We start from the raw sequence: 14,657 nt of genomic DNA on the forward strand, positions 1-14,657 counted from the left end.
TCCTTACCCCCGGCCCCTTCAGTCCGGGAACCGGCCCGTGGTCACCAGGGTCATGTATCTGAGCTCGATCCTGCCGTCCTTCTGGAATCGGTCGAACAGCTCCCCCATCTCCGCCACATAGGTTTCAAACAGGCTCTCCCCCTCCTTGGGGACATAGGAGATGGAAAGGCACTGGCCGATAAACTCCGCCCGGGTCAGCCATTGGGTGTTGTCGAACCGGGTCTTTTCAAAGTTCCCGCCGAAAAACTCCCTCCTCTGGGCGTCGAAATCCTCGGCGTCGTTTCGGATCATGGCCTCGTCCCGGTACTTGCCGTTTCGCTTTTTATACTCTGATGCAAACTCCCCGTCGTCCCGGAGGATGTTCCAGAGGATAATGACCGGCCCGCCGGGTTTTAGGATCCGTTTGAATTCCGCCCGGCATTTCGGTTTGTCGAACCAGTGGAAGGCCTGGGCGGCCGTAATGGCGTCCACGCTCCCGGCGTCAAGCCCAGTCTCCTCCGCCCTCGCCTGGACGTATTCCACGTTATTATCTCCCGCGCAGTAGGCCCGGCAGGCATTCAGCATGTCCCCGTTGGGCTCCACGGCTAAGACCCGGCAGCCGCATTGGGCCAGCACATGGGTAAAAAGCCCCGTCCCCGCGCCGATGTCCGCCGCGGTGGAACCCGGGCCGATCCCCAGAGAGCGGATATATTCTACAGCCGCCTCCGGATAGGACGGGCGAAAGCGCGCGTACCCCTCCGCCTTGCCGCTGAATCTCGTGGTGGAATCCATAAAATCCCTCCCCGCTTCGTCGTTACCCGTATATTATCTTCCGTTTTCAGGCAAAAAGCAAGGGCGCGCCGGAACCTGCAAAAATTCCGGGCGCCCCGCTCTGTTTGTTTCAGTCCTTCCCTTTCCTCAGGCCGCCGTATTGTCCATCACGCCGATGAAAACGGGAAGGTTGTTGGCAAGGTCCACCACCGCGTAGACAAAGGGCCGGTCGAAACGCAGCGTCACATAATCCATGGGCATCGACGTCCCCGACATTTCCACAATGGTGGCCGCCGCCGCCTCGGTCCCCTTTTCATCCACCTTGAGGACCGTCCTGTGCAGCACGGAGCCGACGTAGACGTTCCCCTGGGAAAGCTTCCCCATGGCCGAAAAGTCCGCTTTGTCCGGGTCGAAGGCCGTCACAAGCCCCATGGCCTTCAGCGTATCGTTGAGGGTCAGGCCGCACTCCGCCTTGAATTTCGGCAGGCCCAGCAGCACGCTGGTGTCTTCCGCCGCCGCGATCAGGTTCCCGATGGAGTCCCCGTCCAAAGACGCGGCGTAGTCGGAAGCGGAAGTTCCTTCTTCAGGCAGCAGCGCCAGAAAAGCCAGCTTCCCGTCGTCATAGGGAAGCAAAACCCCCGTTTCGTCCCCCGTGTCGATGTACTGCTCGCGGGAGATCCCCTTGGTCATGAAGGTCGCCGGCACCGCCGTCCCCTCCTCCGTGGTAAACTCCCCGTCGTAGTTGTCGTTGGGGTCGAACTCCGACTGCCACGTCGCCTTCAGATACAAGGCGTTGATGAGGAACATCACCGTTTCCGCGTCGATCTTGTCCAGCATTTTGGGGATGAGTCCCCCCGTTGCCTCCTCGATCCAGGCGTTCACCTCGTCCGCCGTCCCGGAGTCCCGGAAGCTCTTCTGAAACGCCGGGGCGCCGAAATAGTCCGCGTCCGTCTGCAAAAAAGCCTTTTCCGCGGCAAAGCCCTCGTCGTACCAGATGGAGTTCGCGATGCGCAGCACCGTGCTGCCCCCCGTGTCCCCGTATTGCTCCATGAGGGCCTTGCAGGCAAGGTCGATCTGCGTAAGGCTCAGCCCCTCCTGTCCGAGGACGGCTTCAAACTCCTTTAACATGTCTCCCGAGGCCCCGTTTGCCGTGAGCGCCAGGGCAAGGAGCACCGACGTAGGGGAAACCAGCGTGTTCTCCTCCCCGGAGACCAGGCTCTGCCGGAAAAGCTCCATGGAAAACGACCGTAGGGAATCCAGTGCCTCGTCCGTGAGCGCCCCCTCCGTGTTTACGGAATTGGCGGTATACCCCGCCGTGAGATCTGCCGCCTTTGCCTGGATACAGCCCGTAAAGCTGCCGAATAATAATCCTATGCAGATAAGACCGGCCAATACTCTTCTTTTCATTCTCTATCGCCTCTCTTTCCGGGTCTTTACCGCTATAGACGTTAAGGGGCGGGTTTGGTTCCCCATGCCTCTCCTGGAAGACTGTTCCTCGCCTTCCCGGTACTCCTGCGGAGCTCCCCGGCAGTTCCCGGCGCAGGAATCCTATTTCTTAAAGAATCCTTAATCATTTTAACCCTTTGGTTTTAATCTTTTTCTGTTATCCTAGGAAAGGATTCCCCGGGAAGGGCTGATAGTCCGCCGGGAATATGGTATGATAAGGTTGCCGGGACAAACTCCGGCGCCTCCCCCGCCGGCGGGTTTTGCGGGGGGAAAGGAGCGGGCCATGCATAATATCCTCATCTGCGACGACGACCGGGACATTGTCTCAGCCCTGAGTATTTATCTCACGGGGGAGGGATACGGCGTCTATGCCGCCTACAACGGGCGGGAAGCCCTGGATGTGGTGCGGAAAAATGAGATTCACCTCATCCTCATGGACGTCATGATGCCCCAGCTGGACGGGATCCGGGCCACGGCGAAGCTCCGGGAGGACTGCAACGTGCCCATCATCCTCCTCACCGCCAAGGGCGAGGATACCGACAAGGTCCTGGGCCTGAACATCGGCGCGGACGACTATATCACAAAACCCTTCAACCCCCTGGAGGTCATCGCCCGGGTCAAGTCCCAGCTGCGCCGGTACACCAATCTGGGCGGCATGCCCCGGAAAGACTCCTTCCTGTCCTCGGGCGGCGTCGTCATGGACGACGAGGCCAAGACCGTGACGGTGGACGGAGAACCCGTCTCCCTCACCCCCCTGGAATACAGCATCCTGCATCTCCTGCTGTCCAACAAGGGGAAGGTCTTTTCCACCGCTCAGATTTACGAGCAGGTCTGGAACGACCCCTCTCTCGGCTGCGAGAACACCGTGGCGGTGCATATCCGCCATCTCAGGGAAAAGATCGAAATCAGTCCCGCCGAACCCCGCTATCTCAAGGTGGTCTGGGGCCTGGGCTATAAAATGGAGAAACTGGACGCATGAACAGACTGAAAGAGAGCCTGGCGGCAAAGATCGTCGCCTATTTCCTGCTGGTTGCCTTCGCCTGCGCCTTTGCCGTTTCGGCGGGGTACCTTGTGATCTGCGCCGACGCCGGATACCTTGGGACAGATTATTTCCACTCCGGCAGCTTTAAAAATTCCCTGCAGAGCGATTATTACAGCCTTTTAAATGCCGTTTCCCAATATGAGGATTCCGCCCAGTCCGACGCTTACCTGGAGACCTCCGCCCAGCTTCCCGGTTACTTCGCGCCGGGGGCATATACGAATTTTCTTTATCAGGTGGAGCATGAGGGCGTCGTGGTCTTTACGAATTACTCGGGAGAGGATTTCCGCTCCGCCGTGGCGGATGTTAACACCGGCGTGTATTCCACCACCTCCTCCGAATACTACATCACTTACGGGGTGGACGCCTCTCTTTCCGCCAAGGACGAATACCTGGCCGGGTCCCAGCAGTTCGACCGGTATTACCGCTATGTGCCCCTGGCCGTTGTCGCTGCCGCCGTCTCTCTCGTCCTGGGCATCGCCGTCTTCGTTTTTTCCCTTTCCGCCGCGGGCCGCCGGAGGGGAACCGCAGAAATACGCCTGAACGTCCTTGACAGGATACCCTTCGATCTTCTGTGCCTCGGCATGGTCCTTCTTTTTTCCCTCGCCGTCTCCGTTACAGACTCCCTGAGCTATTACCTCAGCAGCGCGAATCTTCCGTATTTGCTCGTTCCCTTTGTTTTCTACGGAACCGCGCTCTTTCTCTTCTTCGTCACCCTCGCCAAACGCGTAAAGGCGGGCACCCTGATCCGCGACACCCTCATCGCCCTGCTGATCCGGGGCATAGCGGCGCTCCTGCGCAATATCGGGCTTTTGTGGAAGCTGGTGCTCCTGTTCATTTTATATGCCCTTTTAAGTGTTCTTTTTTTCAATTCTCCCCTGCTGTATCTCTCCCTTCAGGTGCTGGCCCTTATTCTCCTGTGCTGGTGGGGAGTGCAGGCAGCCTCGCTGTTAAAGGGCGCCCGGCGGATCGCGGAGGGAGACCTGGACTATAAGATCGAGAACCGGCGCATGTTCTGGAATCTGAAAAAGCTGGCGGACTATCTCAACAATGTCGGCCAAGGCATGAGCCGGGCGGTCTCCGCCCAGCTGAAAAGCGAGCGTTTCCGCGCCGAACTCATCACCAACGTGTCCCACGATCTGAAAACCCCCCTCACCTCCATCATCAATTACATCGACCTTCTCAAAAAAGAACCAGCGGATAATCCTAAAATCGCCGAATATGTGGAGGTCCTGGACCGCAAGTCCCAGTGGCTCAAAAAGCTCACCGAGGACCTGGTGGAGGCCTCCAAGGCCAGCACCGGCAATATTTCCATCCGCCGGGAGAAAATCGACGTAACGGAGCTTCTGCGCCAGGCGATGGGCGAGTTTTCCGAAAAGCTGGAGGGCAGGAGCCTGGAGGTGGTTGCGGACATCCCTGAAACGCCCCTGTCCGTCAGCGCCGACGGCCGCTACCTCTGGCGCATCATCGACAATATCTTCTCCAACGTCTGTAAATACGCGCTTCCCGGCACCCGGGTTTATCTGGACGCCCGGGAGGAAGATTCCGCCGTTGTCTTTTCCGTCAAAAACATCTCCGCCGCCCGCCTGAACATCGACCCGGAGGAACTGCTGGAACGCTTTGTCCGGGGAGACGAATCCCGGACCACCGAGGGCAGCGGCCTGGGACTCGCCATCGCCCGGGATCTCACCCAGCTTCAGGGCGGCTCCTTTTCCCTGAATATTGACGGGGATCTGTTCAAGGCCACCGTCTCCTTCCCCGCCCTGAAAGGCTGACGTTCCCTTTGCCTGTTTTCTCCCCTCCGTATCCCGGTCCTCCGTCCGGGATGCGGAGGGGTTTCGGGTCATTCTTGCCGATATTTCACGGATTATTAAGGAATATGGTTGACGCTCATGGTATAATAACCGCAAAGTGGCCATTATACCGAGCCTCATGGCGCGTCTGCTCTCTTTAAAAGCGCGGGACGCGCCGCAGGCGTATTATAGCGGGCTGAAAATCATGGTATAATACCATAAAGCAGGTATAATTTCCGCTGCGCGCCGTCCGGCGCGTCAAAAAATGATTCGTTGAAGCAGGCGGGGCAGCCCGGACGAATTCCCCTTCCCCACCCTAAAAAAAGGAGCACTGGTAATGCAGGCTTGGATCGTCAGCGTCATGGAGCAGTTCGGATACCTGGGTGTATTCTTCATGATCGCCCTGGAAAACATTTTTCCCCCCATTCCCTCCGAGCTGATCCTCTCCTTCGGCGGTTTCATGACCACCCGGACAAGCCTTTCCCTACCCGGCGTCATCGTAAGCGCGACGGCCGGAAGCGTTTTCGGTGCCGCCGTGCTCTACCGGATCGGCCTCTTCCTGGGCGGAAGCAAAGTCCGCGAACTCGTACGCCGGCGGGGAAAATTGCTGAAAATCACCGTTGCCGATATGAGGCGGGCCGTGGCCTGGTATGAAAAATACGAATATAAGGCGGTCTTTTTCTGCCGGATGGTCCCCGTCCTGCGCAGCATCATCTCCATTCCGGCGGGCATGGCCAAAATGCCTTTTCTCCCTTTTCTCGCCCTCACCGCCGTTGGCTCTTTGATCTGGAACACCGTTCTGGTCTGGGCCGGCTCCCTCCTGGGAGACAACTGGCAGGGGATCACCTTATATGTGGAAAAGTACTCTTTGTTCTTTTATATCCTCCTGGGCGCGGGCGTCGCGGTTTTCATCGTCCTGTGGCTGCGAAAACGCGTCTTTCGGAAGAACCCCTCCAAATAGTGCCCGGCGGCAAAGCCGTTTTTTGAATCTCTCGGTAAGGCTTAGGAGTTAACATAATGCGGAAAGCCGCCTGTGGAAGCATCGGGATCCTGAAGTTTTTCATAGGCCGGGACGCTAACAGCAAGCGAATCTTCTAAAACGCCGCACTATGCAGGTTTTGCAGACCCCGTGATCCCCACGGGCCAAAACACGGAGAGTCCCAATCGCGGGCTAAATATAGACATCTTACAACTGGGCTGTCCGTGCGCTCGAAACTACCGATAGTCAGTCTGTCATTCAGAGCGCCTGCCGGAGCACCCTTCCCCCGGAGATCCAAGAGGCCGCGGCCTCTTGGCATCCTTTTCGTATCTTTTCCCATGCGGGAAAAGATACCCCCAGCGGGGAGCGCGCTGCTCTCGTCCAAACCACTCGTAGAATTTTTTCTGTAAATAAGTACATACATCGAAAATGACCACGAAAAATAAAAGGACCGTCTCAAAGTGCAACTGGCATTTTGAGACGGTCCTTTTTTCTGGTTTTGGTCTGTTATAAAACCGAGATTTCGGAGGACAAAACTCGATAAATGCTTCCGCTTCGACGTCGCAGAGAGAAGGTTCAATAAATATTCCGCGGCAAGAAAGCGGACCCGAAAGCGGCTTAAAATGGACCGGCGGTAAAAATCCTCAGACTCTCTCCCGGATGGCGGCGATAAACTCCATGCTGTTGACGGCTCTGGGAGTGATTCCCTCGCACAGCCCCGCCAGGTCCTTCGTCATTATGCCGTCGGTCAGCGTTTTCAGCGCCGCCGCCTCCAGCCTGTCGGCAAAGGCCATGAGAGCCTCGTTCCCGTCCAGCTCGCCCCGCTTTTTCAGGGCCCCCGTCCAGGCGAACAGGGTGGCCATGGAATTGGTGGAGGTCTTTTCCCCCTTCAGATGCCGGTAATAATGCTGGGTCACCGTGCCGTGGGCCGCCTCATACTCGTATTTCCCGTCGGGGCTCACCAGGACGCTGGTCATCATGGCCAGAGACCCGAAGGCGGTGGACACCATGTCGCTCATCACGTCACCGTCGTAGTTCTTCAGCGCCCAGACGAATCCGCCCTCCGAGCGGATCACCCTGGCCACGGCGTCGTCGATCAGGGTGTAGAAATAGGTGATCCCGGCTTTTTCGAAGGCTTCCCTGTACTCCGTTTCGTAAAGGCGGGCGAAAATATCCTTGAAGGTGTGGTCGTATTTCTTGGAGATCGTGTCCTTGGTGGAAAACCACAGGTCCTGCCGGGCGTTCAGCGCGAACTGGAAGCAGGAACGGGCGAAGGACTCGATGGAGCTGTCCTTGTTGAACTGCCCCTGGATCACTCCCGGCCCCTCGAAATCGTAGATGGTCTCCCGGACGGCCTTTCCGTCCGCGCCGGTGAACACCAGCTCAGCCTTTCCCGTCCCCGGTACCCGGTATTCCGCCGCCTTGTAGACGTCCCCGTAGGCGTGACGCGCGATGGTGATGGGTTTTTTCCAGTTGCGCACCACAGGTCGGATGGCGGGGGTCAGAATGGGGGTTCGGAATACTGTTCCATCCAGCGCCGCCCGTATGGTACCGTTGGGGCTCTTCCACATTTCTGTAAGGTTATATTCCTTTACTCTCTGGGCGTTGGGAGTGATGGTGGCGCATTTGACGCCTACCCCCAGCCGGCGGATGGCCTCGGCCGCTTCCAGGGTGATCCGGTCGCCCGTCCTCTCCCGCTCGGGAAGTCCCAGATCGTAGTACTCCGTTTTCAGCTCCACATACGGCTCTATCAGCTCTTCCTTGATGGCCTTCCACAGAATGCGGGTCATCTCGTCCCCGTCCAGCTCCGCCAGCGGGGTCGTCATCCGTATTTTTTCCATAGTTCCTCCTTGCGCCGCCGGTGCCTTTCAAACGGGGAATGCCGGTGCAGAAATTGGGTTTCCGTTGGCTGTCCGCCGGAGAGTATTATAGCAGACCTGCCCCCGGAAAAGCAAATGTGTCTTCGCCGTCTCAGAACCGGAGCGTGGCAAAGTAGTCCGCCGGCGTCTCGGCCCGGCGGATCATCTGGGTGCTCCCGTCCTCCCGCAGCAGGATCTCGGCGGACCGCAGCTTCCCGTTATAGTTGTATCCCATGGAATACCCGTGGGCGCCCGTGTCGTGGATCACCAGCAGGTCCCCCATATCCACCTTCGGCAGCATCCGGTCGATGGCGAATTTATCGTTGTTTTCGCACAGCGACCCCACCACGTCGTATTTGTGGTCGGCGGGCTCATCCTCCTTGCCCATCACCGTGATATGGTGGTACGCCCCGTACATGGCCGGGCGCATCAGGTTCACCGCGCAGGCATCCACCCCGATGTACTCCTTGTAAATATGCTTCTCCCGGATCGCCCGGGTCACCAGTACCCCGTAAGGCCCCAGCATATAACGGCCCAGCTCGGTGTAAAGGGCGACGTTCCCCATCCCCGAGGGCACCAGGATCTCCTCGTAGGCCCGGCGCACCCCCTCCCCGATGGCCTCGATGTGGTTGACATGTTCACCGGGCCGGTAGGGGATGCCGACGCCGCCGGACAGATTGATGAAGGTGATATCGGCCCCGGTCTTCTCCTTCAGCTCCGCCGCCAGGTGGAATAAAACCGCCGCCAGCGCCGGATAATACTTGTCCGTCAGCGTGTTGCTGGCCAGAAAGGCGTGAAGTCCGAAGTGCTTTGCCCCCAATCCCATGAGCTTTGTGAAGCCTTCGATGAGCTGCTCCTTGGTAAAGCCGTATTTGGCGTCCCCGGGACTGTCCATGATACTGTTGGAAATGGAGAATTTTCCCCCGGGATTATATCGGCAGCTGATGGTTTCCGGGATCCCCACCAGGTCTTTCAATATGTCGATATGGGTAAAGTCGTCCAGGTTGATCACCGCGCCCAGCTTGTGCGCCAGGATAAATTCCTCGTCGGGCGTCTCGTTGGAGGAAAACATGATCTCGCTCCCGGAAAAGCCGACCTCCTGGACCAGCATCAGTTCGGTAAGGGAAGAGCAGTCCGCGCCGCACCCCTCCTCCCGGAGGATTTTCAAAATGGTAGGATTTGGCGTTGCCTTGACGGCAAAGTATTCCCTATACCCCGGGTTCCAGGCAAAGGCCTGTTTCAGCCGCCTGGCGTTTTCCCGGATTCCTCGTTCGTCGTAAAGGTGGAAGGGGGTGGGATACCGGGCGGTGATTTCCTTCAGCTTATCCAGCGTGACAAATGGCTTCTTCATCCTTCGGCAGTTCCTTTCCTCAGTTCGATCAGGCTGATCTCGTTTTTCAGTGCGGTTTTAAAGAGGTCCACCAGGTTTTTCCGCTTGGAATACAGGCAGGAGGAGGCTTCCTTTTGTCCCAGCTCCCCGGTGAGGACGCTGCTGGAATCCACGATCAGGCCGATCTGGTCCGGCCGCTTCTCCGCGTGATGCACAGTGGCCCCCACAAGCTCGAAGGGCGCGCCGGTGATCACCACCACCTTGCATCCGGCGCGGATCAGCGCCTCCAGCTCCGGCTGAAGCTGCCGCAGCGGCTCTCCCGCGGCGGACAGATACACCCGGGCTTCGCAGGCGCGCAGCATGTTCCGCGCCTTGTCCATGATGTGGCGGTCCCCCGTGATGGTCACGTATCCCCCGCTATCGCTTTGCCGCTCGGGCAGGTCCTTGGAAAGCGCCTTCATGAGCTCCTGCATCCGGTGGATCTTGTTCCGGCAGAATTCCCGGACGGGGACCGGGCTGTAGCGCAGCGCGGTGTCCTCCACGACGTAGGCCGCTCCCTTGGCCACCAGCTCCGCCAGGGCGCCGTAGGCGTTGGAACGGGAAATGCCCGTGAGCTTGGCAGCCTCGTATCCGCTCAAAGCGCCTTCCGCGGTCAGCGTGATATAAATCAGCGCCTCCTGGCGGGTCAGGCCGAACTGCATCAGCATTTCGACGCTTTCCATCCCCCTCGCCTCCCATTCGTATTCCTTTTTAGTACTACTATAGGCATCTCTCCGGTTTTTGTCAATTGCTCTGCATAGAAAAATATGTCGAAAATCAAAACTCCCTCTGGATTTCCGTCGTTTCCTGTGGTAGACTGTCAAAGGTTGTGCACAAGCACAATTTAAATTGAACAAAGGGTGGGATAGCATGTCGGAAATTACTCCAACACGTAGGATCATCCAGGTGGATGAAAAAGTGCCTTTCGGTCCCGGAGTCCTTCTGAGCTTTCAGCATCTGTTTGCCATGTTCAGCGCCTCGGTTCTGGTTCCGTTCCTTTTCAATCAGGCGGCGGGAGAACAGGTTCTCAATCCGGCTCTGGCCCTTCTGATGAACGGAATCGGCACTCTCATTTTCTTCTTCGTGTGCCGGCACAGGGCTCCGGCGTTCCTCGGTTCCAGCTTCGCGTACATCTCGCCGGCGTGTGCCATCATTGCAAGCGCGGCCTATCCAAAGGAAGGCTTTGCAATGGCACTCGGCGGCTTTGTTGTGTCGGGGCTCCTTATGTGCCTGGTGGCCTTCATCATCGGGAGGGTCGGCACGAAATGGCTGGATGTGGTGCTGCCCCCCGCCGCCATGGGCCCCATCGTGGCCATCATCGGGCTTGAGCTGGCCGGTACCGCGGCAAGTATGGCCGGGATCATCCCCACCACCGTCACCCAGGAACTCATCGACCAGACGGGCAATACCTCTCTGGTCCTGGGTGCGACCTACTACAACATGACCGCCGTGACCATCTCCATGTTCACCCTGGCCGTGGTGGTCTTCGGTTCGATTCTCTTCCGTAAATTCTTCAGCGTCATCCCGGTCCTCATTGCGGTGGGCGCGGGCTACGGCCTGTCCATGGCTCTGGGGTATGTGGATTACGGCGCCATCTCCGGCGCCGCCTGGCTGACCGTTCCCACCTTCACCTTCCCCATCTTCAATTTAAACGCCATTCTGATCATCGCCCCCGCGACTCTGGTGGTCCTGGCCGAACACATCGGTCACATCGTGGTGACCAGCAATATCGTGGGCCGGGATCTCACAAAGGACCCCGGACTTCACCGGACCATGTTCAGCGACGGGTTTTCAAGCGCCCTGTCCGGTTTTCTGGGTTCCTGCCCCACCACCACCTACGGGGAAAACATGGGCGTCATGGCCGTCACTCGGGTGTACAGCTCCTATGTCATCGCCGGCGCCGGCGCCATCTCCATCATTATGGCCTTCCTGGGCAAGGTCACCGGGTTCATCTCCAGCATACCGACTCCCGTCATGGGGGGCATCTCTCTGCTCCTCTTCGGCATGATAGCCTCCTCCGGTATTCGGATGATCGTGGAAACCAAAGTGGACTACGGCAAATCCAAGAATATTGTGCTCAGCTCCGTGATTTTCATCATCGGCCTTTCCGGCGCCTCCATTGAAATCGGTTCCATCTCCCTCACGGGCATGGCCCTTGCCTCTGTGGTGGGAATCGTCCTCAGCCTCGTTTTTCACCTGCTGGATAAGGCAAAGCTCACCAACGAGTAGTGCTGGACTTCAATAAAAAATATCGATACAACAAATGAGATAATACGGTTGTGCCCCCGCCGGAGGCGGGGGCACAACCGTATTATCTTGTTTAATCTTTCTATTGGATACTGGTATAAGCCTGCCTTCTCAAATCCGCTTCTTTCTAAAAAATTATTTGGGGAGCAAAGGGGATTGACCTTTGCTCCCCGATGTTCTTATCCGTATTTTTTCGTTGCCCGTCCGCGGGTCTATTTGGAATAGTCGTAGAATCCCCTGCCGCTCTTTTTACCCAACAGGCCTCCCCTGACCATTTTTCTCAGCAGGGGATGCGCCGCGTATTTGGGATCCCCCGTCTCACGGAAAATGGTGTCCAGAATATTCAGGCAGATATCCAGGCCGATAAAATCCGCCAGGGTCAGCGGTCCCATGGGGTGGTTGGCGCCCAGCATCATGGCCTTGTCGATATCCGCCACGGAAGCAATGCCCTCGGCATGCAGTCCGACAGCCTCGTTGATCATGGGGATCAGCACCTTGTTGACCACAAACGCGGGGGCCTCCTGCACCTCGACGGGGTCTTTCCCGATTTCCGCCGCCAGATCGTACACTGCGCGGAAGGTCTCGTCCGAGGTCCGCGCTCCCCGGATCACCTCCACCAATCTCATAACGGGAGCGGGGTTAAAAAAATGCATGCCGATGAACTGATCCGGCCGCCTGGTGGCGGATGCAATCTCCGTGATGGAAATGGAGGATGTGTTGGAAGCAAAAACGGTTCTGGGCCCGCAAATTTCTTCCAGCTCGTGAAACAGCTTCTTTTTGATCTCCAGATTCTCTAGAACGGCCTCTACGACCAGCTCTGCGTCCGCAGCCTTGCCCAGATCGGTGGTAAATTCCATTCTTCCCAGCACCCCGGTTTTTTCCGTCTCGGACAATTTCCCCTTTTCCGCCAGCTTGGACAAGCTTTTTTGCAGATTTGCCTGCGCCCTGCTGATAATTTCATCCGCGATATCACGGACGACGACCTCCTTGCCCTTTACGGCAAAGGCCTGTGCAATGCCGAGTCCCATGGTTCCGGCGCCGACTACGAAAATTTTGTTCATAAATGATCCCTCCTGAATATTTAATATTCCATACCGTTTCTTGCACGTTGCTGCAAATTTATGTCATACTTTAAATGAGTGCTCCGAAATGCGTTTGCTGCATCTAAAAAGGCGGCGAGCGGTGTGTCCGGTTGTCCGTACCGCATGGATGCGGATGGATTGTGCCACCAGGTATGGCACAATCCATCCAAGTAAGGAGGGCATGCGCAAGCAAACCAGGTATTCGCGTCCGATACCCCAGTCTGTTTTCCTATCCGGCAGACGGTTACGCTTTTGGCGGCATAACCACTGCCTCTCCGGAAATAACCGTCTTTCCGTCCTGGTTCGTGCAGGTGGTCTTTAATCTTACCTTGTTTTTATCGGCCAGGATTTCAATCACCTCCGCCTCCGCCCGGATGGTGTCGCCGAAGCGGACGGGAGCGGTGAATTTAAGCTCCTGGCTCAGATAGATCGTACCCGGTCCCGGCAGCTGCATCCCCAAAACGGTGGAAATCAGCCCGGATACCAGAATCCCGTGGGCGATTCTGCCCTTGAACATGGTCTTTTCCGCCTCGGCCTGGTTGACATGCGCGGGATTCAGGTCTCCGGTGATCCCCGCGAAAAGGTAAACATCCGTCTCGCTGATGGTTTTTTCGGTAAAGGCCTTGTCGCCTATTTGAATCTCTTGGATCATCCTGCCCATGAAAAGCACCCCCGTTTTAAATAGTCCGCCGTTATTGTTTCACATTACACCACGCCGAAGCTCGCGAGAATGATACAGATGATAACTGCGAGAGTCGGGATCACCACGGTGCACATTCCGATATCCGCATAGGACTGCCTGTGTGTCAGGCCCGTGATCCCCAGCAGAGTAATGACCGCGCCGTTGTGTGGAAGGGTATCCAGTCCGCCGCAGGCAATGGAGGCAATTCTGTGGAAGGCTTCCGGATTGATGCCCAGCGCTACTGCCTTCTGCAGATAGACGTCGCCCAGCGCGCCCAGGGCGATGCTCATTCCGCCGGAAGCCGAACCGGTGATTCCGGCCAGCACGCTGGTTGCCACTGCCAGAGAAATAAGAGGCGTTCCGGGAATTGCCAGAATGGCCGATTTCAGCAGCGAGAACGCTCCCAGGGTTTTGATTACGTTGCCGTAGCCCACCTCGGCGGAGGTGTTGGATATCGGCAGCAAAGAACTGATCGCGCCGGTGTTGAGCGTTTTGAGCGTGTTCTTCAGGTTTTTCCGCATCAGCAAAACCGCGATAATAATGGATAATACCAGGGCAAGGATCAGGCTCCAGATCCCCTTCACGCTGCTGATGCTTGTGTTGTAATTGGCCAGATATTCCGCCTTCTGGCTCCCGAAATAAATACCCAGAAACAGGTTCAGCGCGAGGACGGCGATAATGGGGATGATGGAAACGGTAAACTTCGGAAGCTGGGACTCATCCATCACCTCAATATTGCCGTCATGATGGTCCCCATACCCTTCGCCGGCCTCCATCGCCTTCTTGGATCTTCTGCCGAGCCACATCATTCCGAGTCCGAACATCACGATGGTGGCAACAATACCCAGGATGGGAGCCGCCCAGGCGGTGGTATGGAAAAATGCCATAGGGATCGCATTCTGGATCTGCGGGCTGCCGGGCAGCGCGGTCATTGTGAAGGTAAAGGCGCCCAGGGCAATTGCGCCGGGCATGAAGCGCTTCGGCACATTGGCCGCCCGGAAGAGCTCGACGGCAATGGGATATACGGCGAAGGTAACGACAAATAGGGATACGCCGCCGTATGTCAGCACGGCGCAGGACAGCACCACGGCCAAAATCGCCTTGTCTTTCCCGACCTTGTTCGCTATGGTCAAGGCAATGGATTTGGCGGCTCCGGTATCATCCATCACTTTTCCGAAAATCGCGCCTAACATAAAGATCGGCAGGTAGGTTTTCGCGTAGGCCGCAAAATTGGCCATAAAAACTTCCGTGTAACTTGCGAATATCGGAGTGTTTCCTGAAAAAACAACGGCAAGCAGTGCCAGAAGGGGCGCGAGAATAAGAACCGTGATTCCTCTGTATGCAAGATACATCAGCAGTGCCAGCGAAATGATAATACCTATAACACCTAGCATGCGCTTCCCTCTTTTCT

Annotated in this window: 12 protein-coding genes; 4 read left to right on the top strand and 8 right to left on the bottom strand. The window is 57.2% G+C overall.

What is annotated here, in order from left to right:
• Nucleotides 1-18 precede the first annotated feature (18 nt).
• Nucleotides 19-771: a class I SAM-dependent methyltransferase gene (locus B9A13_RS04175; protein WP_084233797.1), complete on the bottom strand. Its 753-nt coding sequence runs from the start codon at nt 769-771 to the stop codon at nt 19-21.
• A gap of 126 nt (nt 772-897) precedes the next feature.
• Nucleotides 898-2,157 carry a serpin family protein gene (locus B9A13_RS04180; protein ID WP_084233798.1) on the bottom strand — a complete coding sequence of 420 codons (1,260 nt, stop codon included), beginning with the start codon at nt 2,155-2,157 and terminating at the stop codon, nt 898-900.
• Nucleotides 2,158-2,479: 322 nt separating this feature from the next.
• Here B9A13_RS04180 and B9A13_RS04185 point away from each other — a divergent pair, with 322 nt between their 5' ends.
• The 3 genes from B9A13_RS04185 (at nt 2,480) to B9A13_RS04195 (ending at nt 5,989) form a co-directional block, all read left to right on the top strand.
• On the top strand, nt 2,480-3,175 hold the full coding sequence (locus tag B9A13_RS04185) for a response regulator transcription factor (RefSeq protein ID WP_084233799.1): 696 nt from the start codon (nt 2,480-2,482) through the stop codon (nt 3,173-3,175).
• On the top strand, nt 3,172-5,010 hold the full coding sequence (locus B9A13_RS04190) for a sensor histidine kinase (RefSeq protein WP_084233800.1): 1,839 nt from the start codon (nt 3,172-3,174) through the stop codon (nt 5,008-5,010). The genes B9A13_RS04185 and B9A13_RS04190 overlap by 4 nt, the downstream gene beginning before the upstream one ends.
• A 355-nt stretch (nt 5,011-5,365) precedes the next feature.
• Entirely contained in the window at nt 5,366-5,989 is a 624-nt protein-coding gene (locus B9A13_RS04195) for a DedA family protein (RefSeq protein WP_084233801.1), read from the top strand.
• 662 nt (nt 5,990-6,651) lie between these two features.
• On the opposite strand, the gene B9A13_RS04200 is transcribed toward B9A13_RS04195, so the two are convergent.
• From B9A13_RS04200 to B9A13_RS04210, 3 genes are all read right to left on the bottom strand, one after another.
• Entirely contained in the window at nt 6,652-7,848 is a 1,197-nt protein-coding gene (locus B9A13_RS04200; RefSeq protein WP_084233802.1) for an NADP-dependent isocitrate dehydrogenase, read from the bottom strand.
• Between the two features lie 130 nt (nt 7,849-7,978).
• Nucleotides 7,979-9,217: a diaminopimelate decarboxylase gene (locus tag B9A13_RS04205; RefSeq protein ID WP_084233803.1), complete on the bottom strand. Its 1,239-nt coding sequence runs from the start codon at nt 9,215-9,217 to the stop codon at nt 7,979-7,981.
• A complete protein-coding gene (locus B9A13_RS04210) occupies nt 9,214-9,918 on the bottom strand; it encodes a TrmB family transcriptional regulator (RefSeq protein ID WP_084233804.1) in 705 nt (234 codons plus the stop codon). Before B9A13_RS04210 ends, B9A13_RS04205 begins: the two co-directional genes overlap by 4 nt.
• Nucleotides 9,919-10,105: 187 nt before the next feature.
• Between B9A13_RS04210 and uraA the strand changes: the two genes are divergently transcribed.
• Nucleotides 10,106-11,464 carry a uracil permease gene (gene uraA, locus B9A13_RS04215; RefSeq protein WP_084233805.1) on the top strand — a complete coding sequence of 453 codons (1,359 nt, stop codon included), beginning with the start codon at nt 10,106-10,108 and terminating at the stop codon, nt 11,462-11,464.
• A 230-nt stretch (nt 11,465-11,694) separates the two neighbouring features.
• On the opposite strand, the gene B9A13_RS04220 is transcribed toward uraA, so the two are convergent.
• The 3 genes from B9A13_RS04220 to B9A13_RS04230 all read right to left on the bottom strand — a co-directional run bounded on the left by B9A13_RS04220 (nt 11,695) and on the right by B9A13_RS04230 (nt 14,640).
• Complete coding sequence (locus B9A13_RS04220; RefSeq protein ID WP_084233806.1) at nt 11,695-12,543, bottom strand: 3-hydroxybutyryl-CoA dehydrogenase; 849 nt, start codon at nt 12,541-12,543, stop codon at nt 11,695-11,697.
• Nucleotides 12,544-12,808: 265 nt separating this feature from the next.
• Nucleotides 12,809-13,225: a MaoC family dehydratase gene (locus B9A13_RS04225; RefSeq protein WP_084233807.1), complete on the bottom strand. Its 417-nt coding sequence runs from the start codon at nt 13,223-13,225 to the stop codon at nt 12,809-12,811.
• 44 nt (nt 13,226-13,269) lie between these two features.
• Nucleotides 13,270-14,640, bottom strand: coding sequence for a GntP family permease (locus tag B9A13_RS04230; protein ID WP_084233808.1), 1,371 nt, complete (start codon nt 14,638-14,640; stop codon nt 13,270-13,272).
• Between the last annotated feature and the right edge of the window lie 17 nt (nt 14,641-14,657).

It is taken from the genome of Papillibacter cinnamivorans DSM 12816 (assembly GCF_900176335.1).
Lineage (GTDB): Bacteria > Bacillota > Clostridia > Oscillospirales > Oscillospiraceae > Papillibacter > Papillibacter cinnamivorans.

What these genes read in the sequence shown, in the direction of transcription:
- B9A13_RS04175 (WP_084233797.1), bottom strand. Translation starts at nt 771, where the DNA reads ATGGATTCCACCACGAGATTCAGCGGCAAGGCGGAGGGGTACGCGCGC.
- B9A13_RS04180 (WP_084233798.1), bottom strand. Translation starts at nt 2,157, where the DNA reads ATGAAAAGAAGAGTATTGGCCGGTCTTATCTGCATAGGATTATTATTC.
- B9A13_RS04185 (WP_084233799.1), top strand. Translation starts at nt 2,480, where the DNA reads ATGCATAATATCCTCATCTGCGACGACGACCGGGACATTGTCTCAGCC.
- B9A13_RS04190 (WP_084233800.1), top strand. Translation starts at nt 3,172, where the DNA reads ATGAACAGACTGAAAGAGAGCCTGGCGGCAAAGATCGTCGCCTATTTC.
- B9A13_RS04195 (WP_084233801.1), top strand. Translation starts at nt 5,366, where the DNA reads ATGCAGGCTTGGATCGTCAGCGTCATGGAGCAGTTCGGATACCTGGGT.
- B9A13_RS04200 (WP_084233802.1), bottom strand. Translation starts at nt 7,848, where the DNA reads ATGGAAAAAATACGGATGACGACCCCGCTGGCGGAGCTGGACGGGGAC.
- B9A13_RS04205 (WP_084233803.1), bottom strand. Translation starts at nt 9,217, where the DNA reads ATGAAGAAGCCATTTGTCACGCTGGATAAGCTGAAGGAAATCACCGCC.
- B9A13_RS04210 (WP_084233804.1), bottom strand. Translation starts at nt 9,918, where the DNA reads ATGGAAAGCGTCGAAATGCTGATGCAGTTCGGCCTGACCCGCCAGGAG.
- uraA (WP_084233805.1), top strand. Translation starts at nt 10,106, where the DNA reads ATGTCGGAAATTACTCCAACACGTAGGATCATCCAGGTGGATGAAAAA.
- B9A13_RS04220 (WP_084233806.1), bottom strand. Translation starts at nt 12,543, where the DNA reads ATGAACAAAATTTTCGTAGTCGGCGCCGGAACCATGGGACTCGGCATT.
- B9A13_RS04225 (WP_084233807.1), bottom strand. Translation starts at nt 13,225, where the DNA reads ATGGGCAGGATGATCCAAGAGATTCAAATAGGCGACAAGGCCTTTACC.
- B9A13_RS04230 (WP_084233808.1), bottom strand. Translation starts at nt 14,640, where the DNA reads ATGCTAGGTGTTATAGGTATTATCATTTCGCTGGCACTGCTGATGTAT.